The sequence below is a fragment of the Paenibacillus sp. FSL R5-0470 genome, from assembly GCF_037975205.1.
Lineage (GTDB): Bacteria > Bacillota > Bacilli > Paenibacillales > Paenibacillaceae > Paenibacillus_AQ.
Map to the genome: position 1 here is coordinate 550,342 of NZ_CP150238.1, position 15,425 is coordinate 565,766.

17 protein-coding genes, 1 tRNA gene and 2 riboswitches are annotated in these 15,425 nt (G+C 45.4%); of the genes, 14 read left to right on the plus strand and 4 right to left on the minus strand.

Annotated elements, in window-relative coordinates; genetic code table 11:
- Positions 1 to 39: 39 nt before the first annotated feature.
- Positions 40 to 555: an anaerobic ribonucleoside-triphosphate reductase activating protein gene (gene nrdG, locus MKY99_RS02415; protein ID WP_076285948.1), complete on the minus strand. Its 516-nt coding sequence runs from the start codon at positions 553 to 555 to the stop codon at positions 40 to 42.
- Positions 552 to 2,537, minus strand: coding sequence for an anaerobic ribonucleoside triphosphate reductase (locus MKY99_RS02420; protein ID WP_076285947.1), 1,986 nt, complete (start codon positions 2,535 to 2,537; stop codon positions 552 to 554). Before MKY99_RS02420 ends, nrdG begins: the two co-directional genes overlap by 4 nt.
- Before the next feature lie 216 nt (positions 2,538 to 2,753).
- Positions 2,754 to 2,989: riboswitch (cobalamin riboswitch) on the minus strand.
- Positions 2,990 to 3,363: 374 nt separating this feature from the next.
- Between MKY99_RS02420 and MKY99_RS02425 the strand changes: the two genes are divergently transcribed.
- The 7 genes from MKY99_RS02425 (at position 3,364) to MKY99_RS02455 (ending at position 6,056) form a co-directional block, all read left to right on the plus strand.
- Positions 3,364 to 3,672 (plus strand): MTH1187 family thiamine-binding protein, encoded by a 309-nt coding sequence (locus tag MKY99_RS02425; RefSeq protein WP_076285946.1) that lies wholly within the window; start codon positions 3,364 to 3,366, stop codon positions 3,670 to 3,672.
- Positions 3,673 to 3,767: 95 nt separating this feature from the next.
- Positions 3,768 to 3,839, plus strand: a tRNA-Thr gene (locus MKY99_RS02430).
- Positions 3,840 to 3,893: 54 nt separating this feature from the next.
- A complete protein-coding gene (locus MKY99_RS02435) occupies positions 3,894 to 4,247 on the plus strand; it encodes an N-acetylmuramoyl-L-alanine amidase (protein ID WP_339268457.1) in 354 nt (117 codons plus the stop codon).
- A gap of 93 nt (positions 4,248 to 4,340) precedes the next feature.
- Positions 4,341 to 4,571 (plus strand): hypothetical protein, encoded by a 231-nt coding sequence (locus MKY99_RS02440; protein ID WP_042184478.1) that lies wholly within the window; start codon positions 4,341 to 4,343, stop codon positions 4,569 to 4,571.
- A 179-nt stretch (positions 4,572 to 4,750) separates the two neighbouring features.
- Positions 4,751 to 4,906, plus strand: a complete 156-nt coding sequence (locus MKY99_RS02445; RefSeq protein WP_197071257.1) for a hypothetical protein — start codon at positions 4,751 to 4,753, stop codon at positions 4,904 to 4,906.
- 30 nt (positions 4,907 to 4,936) lie between these two features.
- Entirely contained in the window at positions 4,937 to 5,038 is a 102-nt protein-coding gene (locus MKY99_RS02450; RefSeq protein WP_197071258.1) for a sporulation protein YjcZ, read from the plus strand.
- 475 nt (positions 5,039 to 5,513) lie between these two features.
- Positions 5,514 to 6,056 carry an NAD(P)H-dependent oxidoreductase gene (locus MKY99_RS02455; RefSeq protein ID WP_339268460.1) on the plus strand — a complete coding sequence of 181 codons (543 nt, stop codon included), beginning with the start codon at positions 5,514 to 5,516 and terminating at the stop codon, positions 6,054 to 6,056.
- A 64-nt stretch (positions 6,057 to 6,120) separates the two neighbouring features.
- Here MKY99_RS02455 and MKY99_RS02460 read toward each other — a convergent pair whose 3' ends face one another.
- Both MKY99_RS02460 and MKY99_RS02465 read right to left on the minus strand, forming a co-directional pair.
- A complete protein-coding gene (locus tag MKY99_RS02460) occupies positions 6,121 to 6,495 on the minus strand; it encodes a helix-turn-helix domain-containing protein (RefSeq protein ID WP_042184482.1) in 375 nt (124 codons plus the stop codon).
- Positions 6,496 to 6,940: 445 nt separating this feature from the next.
- Positions 6,941 to 7,333: a hypothetical protein gene (locus tag MKY99_RS02465; protein WP_339268463.1), complete on the minus strand. Its 393-nt coding sequence runs from the start codon at positions 7,331 to 7,333 to the stop codon at positions 6,941 to 6,943.
- A 491-nt stretch (positions 7,334 to 7,824) separates the two neighbouring features.
- Positions 7,825 to 7,915: riboswitch (cyclic di-GMP riboswitch) on the plus strand.
- Between the two features lie 110 nt (positions 7,916 to 8,025).
- On the opposite strand from MKY99_RS02465, the gene MKY99_RS02470 reads away from it, so the two are divergent.
- The 7 genes from MKY99_RS02470 to MKY99_RS02500 all read left to right on the plus strand — a co-directional run bounded on the left by MKY99_RS02470 (position 8,026) and on the right by MKY99_RS02500 (position 15,407).
- Complete coding sequence (locus MKY99_RS02470) at positions 8,026 to 10,074, plus strand: collagen-binding domain-containing protein (RefSeq protein WP_339268465.1); 2,049 nt, start codon at positions 8,026 to 8,028, stop codon at positions 10,072 to 10,074.
- Positions 10,075 to 10,246: 172 nt separating this feature from the next.
- On the plus strand, positions 10,247 to 11,182 hold the full coding sequence (locus tag MKY99_RS02475) for an alpha/beta hydrolase (protein ID WP_339268467.1): 936 nt from the start codon (positions 10,247 to 10,249) through the stop codon (positions 11,180 to 11,182).
- A gap of 730 nt (positions 11,183 to 11,912) precedes the next feature.
- Positions 11,913 to 12,302 carry a NusG domain II-containing protein gene (locus MKY99_RS02480; RefSeq protein WP_042184493.1) on the plus strand — a complete coding sequence of 130 codons (390 nt, stop codon included), beginning with the start codon at positions 11,913 to 11,915 and terminating at the stop codon, positions 12,300 to 12,302.
- A complete protein-coding gene (locus MKY99_RS02485; protein ID WP_042123757.1) occupies positions 12,286 to 12,843 on the plus strand; it encodes a Gx transporter family protein in 558 nt (185 codons plus the stop codon). Before MKY99_RS02480 ends, MKY99_RS02485 begins: the two co-directional genes overlap by 17 nt.
- Positions 12,844 to 12,872: 29 nt before the next feature.
- The gene (locus tag MKY99_RS02490) at positions 12,873 to 13,727 is read left to right on the plus strand and encodes an ATP-binding cassette domain-containing protein (RefSeq protein WP_076285945.1); all 855 of its coding nucleotides are present in this window, start codon (positions 12,873 to 12,875) and stop codon (positions 13,725 to 13,727) included.
- Positions 13,718 to 14,623, plus strand: a complete 906-nt coding sequence (locus MKY99_RS02495) for an ATP-binding cassette domain-containing protein (protein WP_339268470.1) — start codon at positions 13,718 to 13,720, stop codon at positions 14,621 to 14,623. Before MKY99_RS02490 ends, MKY99_RS02495 begins: the two co-directional genes overlap by 10 nt.
- Positions 14,616 to 15,407: an energy-coupling factor transporter transmembrane component T gene (locus tag MKY99_RS02500; RefSeq protein ID WP_339268472.1), complete on the plus strand. Its 792-nt coding sequence runs from the start codon at positions 14,616 to 14,618 to the stop codon at positions 15,405 to 15,407. Before MKY99_RS02495 ends, MKY99_RS02500 begins: the two co-directional genes overlap by 8 nt.
- Positions 15,408 to 15,425 lie beyond the last annotated feature (18 nt).

Genomic DNA, 15,425 nt, shown 5'->3' on the forward strand with positions numbered 1-15,425 from the left:
CTTATTTTGGATTAATTTTGAATATCAAAAATTGATATATTATAGCGCAGTAGGCTGCCACAGAAAGACCTCCGAGCCGTTCGTACTGGCCGGAATGTCGATTATGCGTTGGTTAGAGCTTCCTCGGTAAGGAAGTGTAGTGTCTTTCAATTCTTCTATAAAACGTCCATCTATTAATACCTGACACTGTGTAAGTAGATTCCACTCCGGCGAACCGGGAAGGGCGGTTAGTTCCTCATACGTATAACCACTGTAAATCCAAATGGGGAAGCCAGGGAGCACGGCGCGAAGCTCATGAATGAACCCAAGTACCTCTTCTGCCGAGAAAAAAGGATCGCCGCCTGCCAGTGTTAGACCATCCAGCAAAGGGTTAGCGGCGATTTCTGCAATGATTTCATGTTGACGTTCTAAGGTGAAGACTTCTCCATATTTAAAGTTCCATGTCTCGGGATTAAAGCATCCCGGGCAACGATGACGGCAGCCGCTGATGAAGAGGACGGCCCGCATGCCCTCTCCCTCGTTAATCGACTCCGGATAGTATCCGCAAATATTCATAGATGCTTAACGCGATCCCGTACTTCGGCTTGTTTGGCGGCATTGAAGCGGGTCTGATAGTCGCCAGTTAAATAACCTGTAACTCTGCGCAAACGACGGATGTGCACGTCATTCTCATGTGCGTTGCAGGAAGGACAGTTTGTCCCAATTACGCCTTCGTATCCGCAGCTGGAGCAGCGGTCAATCGGATGGTTAATGCTGAAGTAGCTGACCTGTTGTTCTAGTGCATATTTAATGATTTTGATAAAAGCAGATGGATTGCTGCGGGCATTGCCATTTAATTCGACATAAGAAATAGCCCCGGCATTGCAGTATTCATGGAAAGGAGCTTCCAAGCTGATCTTCTGAGCAGCACCTAGATCGTAGTATACAGGGATGTGGAAAGAGTTCGTATAATACTCACGGTCAGTTACGCCCGGAATAGAACCCAGTACCTTGCGATCAATCTTGGTGAATTTGCCGGACAGGCCCTCTGCTGGTGTTGCGAACAAGGTAATGTTGAGATTAAGTTCCTCACTTTTAAGGTCGCAATACTCCCGCATGTGACGCACGATAGCCACAGCCTTGGCATGGACTTCCATATCCTCGCCATGGTGTTTGCCGTACATGGCTTTCATGCATTCCGCCATACCGATGAAGCCAAGCGACAGACTACCATGCTTCAGCAGTTCGCCTACAGAGTCTTCAGGAGCGAGATTTTCGCCGCCTTCCCAGACGCCTTCTCGCATCATGAAATCGGATGCTTTAGCTTTTTGCGCGCTTTGGATGTGGAACCGATGAAGAAGTCCTTCCAGCGCAATATCCATATAGTGATTTAGATCCTCATAGAAGCCAGCTTCGTCTGCGACGGTACGTCGGCCTGTTACTGTGCCGTGTGCTAGACCGAGCCGAACCAGATTCAGTGTATTAAAGGAAAGGTTGCCCTTCCCGGAGCAATGATTACGCCCAAAACGGTCACCGAGCACTCGGGTGCGGCAGCCCATTGTAGCAAATTCCGTATCAGGATCACTTGGATCATAATACTGCAAGTTTAGCGGAGCGTCCAGATTAGCGAAGTTCGGATATAGTCTGCGTGCAGAACATTCCGCCGCTTTTAAGAACAATTCATAGTTAGGATCGCCTTGCTGTTGATTGACTCCTTGCTTGCATTTGAAGATTTGAATCGGGAACACAGGTGTTTCTCCGCTGCCAAGTCCGTTCATCGTTGCTGTTAGCAGGGAGCTGATCACAAGCTGACCTTCTGGTGAAGTACAAGTACCATAATTGATGCTGGTAAACGGAATTTGCCCACCGGATCGGCTGGACATGGTGTTGAGATTATGTACCATACTTTCAGCCGCTTGCAGGGTTTCGATTTCGGTTTCCTTTAGTGCAAAACGAAATGCTTTTGGATATAACTCCGCCAGATCGGTCCGGCTCATTGTAATCTCGCCCAAAGAATCATTAGCTTGTCCCTCATCAAAATAATCCAGACCCTTGCGGAACAGCTTAGCGAAGGATTTGGTTACATAAGGTGCCAGATCATAGTCGAGCTTATTGGCGGATACGCCGCCATATTGAGCATTTTGCTGGGATTGAAAAATAATTGCTACCAGTGACATAGCTGTCATTATGGAGTTCGGAGGACGAACACTGCCGTTGCCGGTGTTGAAGCCTTCGCGGAGAAGCTTATCAAACGGGATAAAAATGCAGTTAGTCGTTCCGATTGCGTATTGATCCAGATCATGCACATAGACGACATTGTCATCAATGGCTTGCACTAGCTGCGGCGGCATCGTAAAGTTGCGGGCGTACCATTTTGAATATTCACTGCCGAACTTGCTCATTTTACCGGAGAAACTCTCTCCGTTCAAATTGGCATTCTCGCGCAGCAGGTCCAAATCCCGGCTGTCGATAATATCGCGTCCTAAATCAATGAGCTCTTCTAAAAGAACTTCTCGTGCATTTGTTGTACCGTTAAATTGTCTCTCCAACAACGTCATTGTATAGCTCTCCTCTCAGTCTATCGTCCTATCATTAAGAAGTGGGGCCGCATAAGCGGCCGTATATTCATTGTGATCTCATAAAAAAAGCATCCTCTAGCGAGGATGGCAGAAAATGCCCGATGCGTTATGTAAATATCCACACAGATATTTGTAGTGGCCTCTAAGAAGATGACCGCATGCGGACACCGTTCCTGTTCCTCGCAGGCACTCATAGTTGGTGTCGTCGAAACAGGCAGGTCTCCTGGCTTCCGTAGGACCTCTCAGCGCCTTCCCAAGGGGGCTCTTACCCCTCAGTGGCTTCTGCCAGGAGATCTGCCCATCTTAAGCTTCTAAAAGCTTGTAAGGGGCATCCGGTTACAGTGGCGGGACCGCAGCGGATTTTCACCGTACTTCCCTATTAAGCTCTAATTCCGATAAAGGATCAAAGCGCCTGTCTCCACTATATTTTGTTGTCGTTAGATAAAAATAACCCAAGATGTTGTGTTTGTAAACAGTTTTTTAGAAAACCCGCGCGGGGAGCGGGTTCTTCAAAAGTACTCCACAAATGATCCACAGGCTGTCCATAAGTAATCCACAATTGATCCACAGGCATATAAAAAATGATTCATAAATTGTCCGAAAAGATGCCACAAAGAGTCCATAAATGTAGTGCAGATGACCCTAGAATTCATGTTAGAAAAAATACTTGTGGCGAAAGTCATATTTCGGAGAATTTTGGGGAAAGAAGAAGGGGCATAATAAAGCTGAGATCATTTGTGGGAGAGCGGTGGTGTTGTTACAATAGAAGGAGACACATACTTTAAAATTCCGAGGAGGTATTCCCATGCCTATTGCTGAAGTAACCGTTATTCCGATTGGAACAGGTAGTACGAGCCTTAGCAGCTATGTTGCGGATATGCAGCGAGTGCTGAAGACGGTAGAAGGGATTACTTATGAGCTTACATCCATGGGTACAATCATCGAAGGGCCTCTTCAGCGTATTTTTGCTGCAGTCGAAGCACTGCACGAGTCTCCTTTTGCCGCAGGTGCAGAGCGTGTCTCTACCTCACTTAAAATAGACGACCGCCGCGATAAACCCTCCACTAGCCGTGGAAAGCTGGAGTCTGTGGAGCGTAAACTACAGGTGGAATAGCAGTTCGGGAGAGTAGGGAAATAGGGAGAAATAGGCTTGCGTTTCTGGCTGAAAGTTGTATAATATTTTTTGTTTGACAGAAAAATCGGCCTTAAGCTGGTGTAGCTCAGGGGTAGAGCAACGCACTCGTAATGCGTAGGCCGGGGGTTCAATTCCCTTCACCAGCATCCCAAAAAACCATATTTGGCGCGGATTCTTGAAGTTTGGGGAGTCGCGCTTTTTTGTTTCTTCTACCATTCTTCTACCGAAAGAGTGTCTTTTCCGCTTGTAATGGAGTCCCCAACGACCGGGGCCAAAAGGCAAAAAACCTGCACGTGGTGCGTGAGAGCAACATGCCTGCAGTACTCACGGAGAATTTATTTTTGGATGTGGCAACCGACGCTGCCAAACTCAAAAAAGATGTGGTTATCCAAGCAATCATTGATAGCCATGTGATCGGGATTGCAAAGTACCTAGGGCTGAAAAAGAAGGAAACAGCGAATCAGGGCAACAATGACAATAAAGTGGTAGTACTCGTAAACGGCAAGAAAGAGCAAGTAAGACAGTTAACCTTACAATGTGAACTGGAAAGTTAATTTGTCGAGCCGGAAGTTTTGGGCGCTGCTGGCCGTTACCGGCGTAACCTCTTATCATAAAATAAAGTAATACGAGCGAGGGGGAGTTTCCTGATGGATGCTTATTGCAGCTGCTTGCGCTACATGAATAGAAGAGTGCGGATTCTGACTAAAGATGGTAGACAGCACGTAGGCGTAATTACAAATGTGGACAGAAATAATGTTTACTTAAGAACGGAACATAACGGATCTGTGCACACTTCAGCTTTTTTTGGTAATCCTTTTGCTACAAATGACATCTTAACCTTGAGTTTGTTCACTCTGCTGGCTATAGCCCTTATTTAAAAAAATCATAAAACCGGGAAAAACCGCCCACTGGCTTCGGCTGGTGGGTATTTTTTTGTTTTTTACGAAATGTCGGATCCCGCAACAGGCCTACTATTTTCGTTTCTTTTTTACCCAAGCACCGATACAAATCCCGCATATCTTAGTTTTGTATCCAATTAAAAAGGAGGAATTGACAAATGGGCGAAGTACGTGGAGAACGTTGTTGCGGCGTTGGTGAACGTGAACGTGAACGTGAACCTGAACGTTTTGTTGGTGGAGCCTTTACATCCACAGGGGCAATCTTAGTGCTCTTTATCCTACTGGTCATCATTACAAAAGCTTGTATATTTTAAATTGTATTCAATTACAAAGGAGGAGTTAAAATGGGCGAATTCGCAGGAGGATATGGTGGCTTTACTTCTACCGCCGCAATTCTGGTTCTGTTTATCTTGTTGGTAATCATCTCTAAGACTTTGTTTATTTAAGTTTCAAACCTCCCAATATAGCTGCACCTTATTAAATCCGCCAGTACTCATGCTGGTGGATTTTTTTCATACATAATCAAAGACGCACCCTGTCAACCTTAAGTGGTAGTCGAGTATCCCAAATGGATTATGTTGAAATTATGCGGAAGTACCGTACCCTGCCAGTAATGGTGGGGTATTTCTTTGCGTTCAGGCAAATTTTTTTATCAGTGATATAGAGTTCATACACATAACGTTACATCCGTCTAACCTTTACTCAAGTAAAATGGCGGAATGACACAGTCTCTCTTGTGTGATATTTGGTGTACACCGAAGACGAGATTCGCCCCGAAGACTATACATCAATCATACGTGCAGGCAGGTTGCAGTGCTTACCTTTAGGTAAGTACGTGAACTAAAAGTGCATACTTACGCGATGGCATGGTGGGAGGTATACTCAAGTCCTAAATCTGATTCAAACATGGAGGATACACCATTGAAAACACTTATTGTCGTCACGCACCCAAACATCGAAACATCCGTCGTTAATAAACGCTGGATCGAAGAACTCCGTAAATATCCAGACAAATATACGGTGCACGAGCTGTACAAAGCCTATCCCGATGAAAAAATCAACGTGGAAAAGGAACAACAACTGATTGAAGCGCATGATAAGCTCGTCTTACAATTCCCTGTCTACTGGTTTAGTAGTCCACCTCTGCTTAAAAAGTGGTTGGACGAAGTATTTACTTACGGATGGGCATATGGTTCGAAGAGTGATAAATTAAGAAATCGAAAAATCGCATTAGCTGTAACTGCCGGAGGAAGTGCAAAAGACTTTAGTGAAGAAGGTAAACTCGGCTACGGGCTTGACCGTATTTTATCTCCCTTTGACACGACTTTTTTGTACTGCAACGCTGATTATCGTTCCTTCTATGCCATTTATGGCACGGAATCTGAGACGGTAGGAAGTACGGATTACTTAAAGAAATTGGATATCAGTTCGCAAGGCTATGTTGAATTTATCGAAAATATGTAATTAGATTTGAAGCAAAAAGCAGCATTTTCATTAATGGAAATGCTGCTTTTGTCATAAGTTGTCGTTAAATCGTAAAAGGTATGGTTATCTCTTGCGCGGCTGGAACGAAGTTTTTCTCTCCCCAAGTGCACATCATATCCAGCACCGGAATAAGCGATTGGCCCTTCTCGGTCAAGGAATACTCAACTTTAGGGGGAATCTGGGGGAATTCCTCGCGCCTGACGAGACAGTCGGCTTCCAGTTCTTTCAACATAACGCTTAATGTCTTAAAAGGTATTGTACCGATACCCCGTTGCAGTTCATTGAACCGCACGATCTTGTTTTCAGAGAGATAGTAGAGAATAGTCATTTTATATTTACCACTAATAATAGACAAGGTGTAGCCAAAGCTAGTGTCCTTCTGTTGAATGCCAGGCGGTATACAGATTTCATCACTCATGGGCTATTACCCTCCTTCAGAAAATATTCAACGAAAAGGCAAACGCCTGTTGTCGCTCTGTACTCAGGTCCCGACTTTATTATGTTTTACAACCTGCTATCAAGTCATCCTGTGAGAACGAATTCACTATATCATTTTGAAACAATTTGTTCAAAGCACTCGTGGCTAACTATCAATCGGTCGATTTTCTCTGTCGGCGAAGCGGGCCTCTTTGGTTGGAAATCAAAAGTACCAAGCGGATAGCCTAAGCGACGAATTGAAGTTTTTAATGTAATTTTCATGTGAGCATCATCTTATTTTCAGGTTCAAGGTATATATTGAAGACACCAAACACCCCCCAGTGTTTTGTGGTATAAATCTCTCAGGTCTTGCCAACTCCCATGGTAAGGCCTATTTTTTTGTTCGCTAATTAAATGGGGGAGGGGGGGGCAACTTCTTCGCTACTTCACTTAATCTGATATTGCTCTTCATAGCTCTTAAAAGATGAAATATCCAGACCGAGATATCTGCGCATATGAATGGCAGCTTGGGCAGCGACAATGTCGTTTAACAGCAGCATTCGTTCATGGTATCCACGACATATAAATTTGGCTTCTATCCCCGTGTTAAGTTTGTTCTGCTCATAAACCTTGATTCCCCGTTTTCTCATCTCTGAACGAACATCTCTTAGATCTGTTGTAGCAACTGCTGCGGCTGTTTCAAGAACCTCCAGATAGGGGGTGGGTGTTCGTAAATGTGCAGATAGAATGGCGGAGTCCCGTTCGAAAGCTGATAAAATCATCGGAAGCAATAAATAAGATTTCACCAGCATGTTGTCCCTGCTTTCAGCTCTATTCATGAATATCATCACCTCTAATGGGAACGTATATTCGTATTCTACCCCGATATTCCAAAAATAATCAATGGTATTTCTAAACAGCTAGTCCAATGTGATTGAATTCACAACTAAATTAGAAAGAATAAAATATATTAAAATTGTAATAATAAAAAATAATGCTTCAGACTTATATAAAGGGAGAATTAGGATGAATGAGGAAGGAAGTCTCCGCCGTGGAATGGTATTTGGTTTGATTCTAAGTATTCCATTATGGATAGCGATATTAGGCTATATAAAGTTACTTTAAAATTGAAGGAAAACCTTTGTGTGAAGCGCCTTTAGGCGCTTTTTTTGTGCTTGCTTACGCGTATGAATATCAAAAGGAATTGATTGACAATTGTGGGGATGGAGCGCTAAACTATTATTAGTTCAAAAGTATTAAAAGTCATAGACTATTATTTAATAGGATGCTTAAAATGCTAGTTCTAATCTGCAAGTCAATACATATATTATCATGATAATAGCAAACCGCCTGAAAGGGTGGGACGCAAAGTCCAGGAGTCTAAAGTGTCTTAAATGCGCTATGACCGTCCGACTGCCATGAGAAGGGAATTCCACTTCTTTTTTGGCGGTCTTTTTTGTTGTTAGGTCTTTTAGAGTTTCTGGTAATTATTCTGATTAAATATAAATCATAGATTTAGGAGGTGTGCTTTTTGAAAAGAAGAATGAAACCGCTGCTAGCACTAATATTAGCGGGGATTTTGATAGTAGGTAGTGGTCTTTCTGGAGGTCATTTGGTAAATGCGGCTGGGGAGGTGCTTCCCTATACTCCTACACCTGTGTTAGGTATTGCAGGGAATTTTAATACTTTTATTTTTGGGGATTTCAAACAATTTAATGATCAGGTTCATGGGCGCCTTGCGGCCAAAGGTAATATTACTTTGCAGAATTACGGCGTATCCAAGGATAATCCAGGCGGAGATGTTCTTATCGCTGGTAATGACATCAGTTTTACTAATGGGACTGTTCATGGAGCATCCGTTTATGGTGGTGTTTTTTCCAGCAACGGTGTAGATCTTAAAGAACCAGCGAGAAAAGGGACTCCTATTGATTTTGATGCTGAAGAGCAATTTCTTATTGGACGTTCTAATGAATTCTCTTCGCTTGCTACAATAGGAACTTTCAAAAAGGAATATGGGAAAATAACGATTGATGCTCCGGAACCATTTAACGTTCTTAATCTTAGTGCTGCCGATTTCGCTGGTGCTAATGGCTTACAGTTTAATATTGCAAATAGCGCCACAGTTATCATTAACGTTAGCGGAAGTTCAGTTAACATTCCAAGCTTTCAAATCTGGGGAGGTAGCCCTAACAAGGTATTATTTAATTTTTATGAAGCTAGCACTGTTGACATTGGAAGTTTAACAATAGAAGGAACTATCCTAGCTCCGCTTGCAAAAGTAACTTATAATTCCGGTGAACTGCATGGGACGCTGATTGCAAAGGGATTTGCTGGTGGGGTGCAGATGCATTGGTATCCATATGGAGGGGAAGAACCACCTCCGACACCAACGCCGACCGTGGCACCAACACCGACACCAACCGTAACACCAACACCGACGCCGACCGTGACGCCAACACCAACGCCGACCGTGACGCCAACGCCAACGCCGACCGTGACGCCAACACCAACGCCGACCGTGACGCCAACACCGACGCCGACCGTGACGCCAACACCGACGCCGACCGTGACACCAACACCGACGCCGACCGTGACGCCTACGCCGTGCGTGACACCGACACCGAAGCCAACACACACACCAAAGCCAACACCGACACCGAAGCCGACACACACACCAAAGCCAACACCGACACCGAAGCCAACGCACACACCAAAGCCAACACCGACACCGAAGCCAACGCACACACCAAAGCCAACACACACACCAAAACCAACACCAACGCCGATCGTGACGCCAACACCAACGCCGACCGTGACGCCAACACCAACGCCGACCGTGACGCCAACACCAACGCCGACCGTGACGCCAACACCAACGCCGATCGTGACACCAACACCAACGCCGACCGTGACGCCAACACCAACGCCGACCGTGACGCCAACACCAACGCCGACCGTGACACCAACACCAACGCCGACCGTGACGCCAACACCAACGCCGACCGTGACACCAACGCCGACACCGTCGCCGGAAGTAACGCCAACACCGACACCGTCGTCGGAAGTGACGCCAACACCGACACCGTCGTCGGAAGTGACGCCAACACCGACATCGTCGTCGGAAGTAACACCAACACCGATACCGTCGTCAGAAGTAACGCCAACACCGACGCCGTCGTCAGAAGTAACGCCAACACCGACGCCAACGCCGGAGCCTCCTGTGTTCCCGACACCAACACCATCATTTGTAATTGGTACTATCGTTGTTAATGATGATCCTGTGCCGCTGGGTCCTGTAGCTTCGTCGACTCCAGCACCAGTACCAACACCAACACCGTCGAGCAATACAGAGGTACTTGTTGATGAGGAGGAGATTCCATTAGGACCAGTATTGACAGTAACACCAACGCCGTCACCAGAGGATATTGCTGTAGTGGATGATACAATCCCGCTAGGTAATCCACCTGTGGATGAACTTCCAAAAACGGGAGAATCAAGTTCAGTCCCTTATTATGTAACTGGTCTAGGTTTTGCACTTATTGGATTGCTAATGAGAAATAGATTCTCGAGCAAGAAATAATAAACGGTGATTGTAGCTTGAATACAAGTTATGCCGTGAAGAATAGTAAAGCCGCTTTCGGGACATATTCCGAGGGCGGTTTTCTTTTGTTATGATTGTTATATTTTGGCGCATTCTAAGTAGATGTTATACTGATTTACAACGGATATGAGGAAAGGACGGGGAAGATGAATTGGTATGGTTCTTCATTAGCGCTGTCATCGTCATAGGAGCTCTGATCTATGCGGGCTTTTTCTTTTATGGAATTGCTATTAAACGAGCACCGAAGGAATTCCTGAGTAATAATCGTGATTTGAAGGTTGATCCCCCGGTTGCCGGGGCTTCTTGGGGTGAGGGGAAGGATTGGATCTCCAGTCAGAGCTTTGAGAATGTGGAGATTACATCTGAGGACGGGCTACAACTAAGAGGGTACTTGCTCCTTTCGGATCGTGCTGAAGGTCGTACGGCGATTCTAGCTCATGGTTATTCTGGAAAAGGGAAGGATATGGGGGCGTACGCCAAAATCTATTACGAGAGAATGGGCTTTAATATCCTGATTCCCGATGCCAGGGGACATGGGGAAAGCGCTGGGAATTATATTGGTTTTGGATGGCATGAGCGCAAGGATTATTTGCAGTGGATTGAATATATAATAGAAAAGACTGGGCCCAGTGCTCAAGTTGTGCTTCATGGGGTCTCTATGGGTGGTGCTACAGTGCTAATGACCTCAGGTGAAAATCTCCCGCCGCAGGTCAAAGCTATTGTCTCGGACTGTGCTTACAGCTCAGTTAAAGCACAATTAGCCTACCAACTACGGCGTATGTATCGCTTGCCAAGTTTCCCTTTTATTCAAAGTGCGAGTCTAATTACTCGTTTGAAAGCAGGGTATGGTTTTAGTGAAGCATCTGCCTTGAAACAGGTGCGGAAGGCGAAGGTGCCGATTCTATTTATTCATGGGGATGCAGATAACTTTGTACCGTATAGTATGATGAATGAATTGTATGAGGCATGTCAGAGTCCCAAAGAGAAGTTCGTAGTGCCGCAAGCAGGGCATGGGTTAGCTTATGACATGGATAAGACGGGGTATATAAACGTAGTAACAGCTTTTGTGAATCAGTATGTAAATTAGATGCCCTGAACGTAGACAGCGCCCGATATCCGCTAGGTAGCGGTTATCGGGCGCCTATATTTTTCCACACATGGCATGTGTCCTTATGTAAGGTTCGTACAGCCATGCTTTTTCGTTATATTCATCCCCCGCCGTTCGTGAGTAACGGGTGTCTTAATTCCTTGTTATTTCCAGCAGCCGTGTGGCGAGAATAATCCTTCCAATACGACAAAAGCCCTACCTCTCTTTTGCCCTTGCGGCTCCATTGACCGCGCCAGTGTGAATCGGAATGCTATATTTCGAATTTAGTCTCATAAAAAGGAAAGTTTCTGCAAGAAAACATGAAGCCTCTGTGTCCAAATTGCCGAAGTGTAAAATAGTCGGCCTGACATCTTCTTGATGGGGATATTCAATATATCGAAAAACAAATACGATATAAATATAACACACTATTGTTTAAAAGGCAAATATAATAATGAATTCCAAGATAAGGGTTGTTTGATATAGAAGGGGAACAAGCAGAGCAAGAGAGAGCGTTTGATTTGAATATATCGTATGCTGGATTATTTGTGGATTAATTCGGAAAAGCTAGAAAGCCAGAGTAAATGGGGCTGTGGGGGTTATTTTGCGTGCCTATTTTGTGAACTGGTCTCTAAAACTTACATTAAACCCCAACATTGATTGAAGGATTGAGGGTAGACCGTTATAATTAATAAGTCTGGATTTTAATTAAAAAATAAGGGAGATTTTTATGAAACGCGCAGATGTGTGGTTGATTTCCATCGTGTTGATTGCTGCGCTCGCTTTTCTCGCACCGAGATGGTTTTCGGACAATGATGATAAAGGTGGGGCCGGTAAAAATCTCGTAGCCAATGTAACGGTGGACGGCGAGTTATTTAAAACGGTAAAGCTTACAAAAGAAGAACAAACCATTGAGGTTCGTACCGAACGTGGCTATAACCTCTTGAAGGTGCATGATTACGGGATTGAAATGTACGATGCCGACTGCCCAGATCAAGTATGCCTAGGTTTTGGTTTTATTACCCTGCCCAAACAGACGATTGTCTGTCTACCGCATAGAGTATTAGTGGAAATCACAAGTGCGTCGGGGGAGGATGATATAGATGCCTATGTCCAGTAGTGAATCTGCAACAGCTTTAAAAAGAACGGTAATTATTGCGATTTTCGCCGCAGTGGCAGTAGTGCTTAGTCTAATAGAAGCGCAGATTCCGTTGTCAGGAATGGGACTGGTGCCGGGTGCTAAACTAGGATTAGCTAACATTATGATTTTGACTTGTATTTACTTTTTACGTGGACGGGACGCATTCCTGCTTGTCATCCTCAAAACGTTGCTTACTGCATTTTTGCTAGGTACTTTTTCAAGCTTACTATTCAGTTTATTTGGTTCGCTGTTTAGCTTTGTTGTAATGTTCGTGTTAATGCTGATTAGTGGCAAAGGCAAGAGTATAAGCTTGATCGGCATTAGTATAGCTGGTGGGATTGCACATAATATCGGTCAGCTGCTGGCAGCTTCTATGGTATTCTCATCCCTTAGTATTTTTTATTATCTTCCCATGCTGCTAATCACTGGAGTAGTAACAGGAATTGCCGTGGGCTATGCAGTCCGTTATTTGGTGGCTTCATTGTCAAAAATATCGTTGTTTGAAGAGTTTTTGGACTGATTAGTCACATCAGCGGAAGGATGACTAACATGAATGAATCATATGAAGGTCAAGAATTAGAGGGAGAAGGACAAGCTATCATCTCTCTGGATGGGGTATCGTTTGGTTATGATCCTGAGCATCCGATTCTTCAAAATATAACGTTATCTATTTCTCAGGGACAATGGGTTAGCTTGGTTGGTCCCAATGGCTGCGGGAAGTCTACGCTAGTTAAGCTACTAAATGCTTTGCTGCCTAAGAGTGCTGGCGAGATTGTGGTTAGTGGTATGCAACTGAGTGAGGAAACGATCGGAAGCATTCGGCAATGCATCGGTATGGTGTTCCAAAATCCAGATAATCAGTTTATTGGAGCCACTGTAGAGGAAGATATCTTATTCGGCCTGGAAGGGCTTTGTTTGTCGTACGCAGAGATGGCTGAGCGGCTACACTCTTATACGACGAGGCTGGGAATAAATCATCTGCTGTCCAAACACCCAGGTGAGCTGTCTGGAGGCCAAAAGCAGCGTGTCGCTATCGCCTCCATTCTTGCTATGGAACCAGGCATCGTCATTTTTGACGAGGCCTCTTCTATGTTGGATGAAGGAAGCAGAAATGATCTTCTTGGTATTTTGCAAGATATGCGAGCGGAAGGAAAGTATACGATCCTTATGATTACGCATGATGCAGATGAGATTTTGGCATCGGATCGGGTGCTTGCGCTGCATGGAGGTGGTTTAGCTGCTGATGTTACACCGGCGGAGCTGTTCCGGGACGAGGAGCTTCTGCAAAAATGCCATCTGTGTGAGCCGTATCCTTGGCGTCTTACACGTGAGCTGCAGAATCAGGGCATCCATGTGGATGTTCCCGCCAGTGAAAAGGAGCTTATAGACACGTTATGGCCATAGAATTACAGCAAGTAAGTTATTCCTATGCTGACCGAAGCCTATGGAAGCTGACGGCGCTCCGCGACATTAACCTCAGTGTTCCAACAGGCTCTATGGTTGGTATTGCTGGAGCGACAGGCTCTGGTAAATCGACACTGCTGCAGTTGTTTAACGGGATACTGAAACCAACGGAGGGGACGGTAAAAGTACTTGATGTAACCATCCAGGCGGGGGAGAAATCACCTAAGCTGATGCCGCTGCGCCGTAGAGTCGGATTGGTATTTCAATTTCCAGAGCAGCAAATGTTTGAAGATACGGTCGAAAAGGATCTTATCTTCGGTCCTCTTAACTTTGGCATGAGCCTCGAAGAGGCAAAGGCACGCGCAAGACAGGCCATGTTGGATATGGGGCTGGATCTGGCGCTGCTAGAGCGGAATCCTTTTAAATTGAGCGGTGGGCAAATGCGTAAGGCAGCTATCGCCTCCGTACTAGCTATGGACCCTGAAGTCATCGTTCTGGATGAACCGACGGCTACGCTTGATCCCATCAGCCGTGCAGAACTAATCCACTTGCTGGAGCGTTTATGCCGTGAGCAGGGGAGAACGATCATCGTCGTCACGCATCGGATGGATGAGTTATTGCCTTACGCGGACAACTGGCTTGTCCTTAAAGAGGGCAGTACGGCATTTCAAGGCAGCGTAAAGGCACTGGCTGATGACCCTTCGATTCTGGAACAGTGTGGCTTGACGGTTCCGCAGTCCCTTCGTTACTGGCGTGCAGTAGCTGATCGCTTTGGTCTTACGGATGAAGCTCCTCGCTTAACGGCAGAGAGCTTAGCAGAGCTAATCGCTTCGCTGCCATCTGGATCAGGCAACTCTAGCGAGCAGCACGAAGGAAAGAGGGATGACCATGAATGAGAAGCTAATCATCGGGCGCAGTATTGAGACCGGTTCATGGGTGCATCAGCTAGATGCTCGTGCCAAAATCACCGGAATGCTATTATACGTAGCTGTTATCCTGCTCTCCCGTTCGTGGATGGCTATGGCGCTGCTGGCTATTTTCTCAATAGCGGTTATGGCTTCCACTCGGATTCCGCTTAAATACTTCCTGAAAGCAGCTAAGCCTTTACGGTATTTAATGCTATTTATCTTTATCGTACAGCTGCTGTCTGTGAAGACGGGTGAGGCGGTGCTGACGCTTGGTTCGTGGTCCATTTATGAGGGAGGGCTAAGATTAGGCGCATTTTCGGTCATCCGCATGTTCTTTCTGATCACTTTCACGGCGTTACTTACATTCACCACAACGCCGGGTAAGCTGAATCAAGGGCTGGAGGGGATTTTGGCTCCATTCAAAAAGTTTGGCTTGAAGCCCGACCGTATCACACTGATGATCAGCATTTCCCTTCGTTTCATACCTACGATTCTAGATGAGTCGCAGATTATCATGAAAGCGCAGGCCTCACGGGGTGCTGATCTGAAGGAGCTACCTTTAAAGGAAAAGGGACGAATGTTAGTGTCCTTGCTGGTTCCGATTATCGCTAGTGCGTTTAGGCGTGCGCAGGATCTGGTATATTCCATGGAAGCTCGTGGCTTTCGTATGGATGCTCCGCGTAGCCAGTATCACCGCCTAAGGTGGGGCATATTCGATACTATTTTTATTACTATGTTTATTGTAATGGGGATTGCAGTAGCTTTGGTGTAAAGTACAACTTGTATGGAG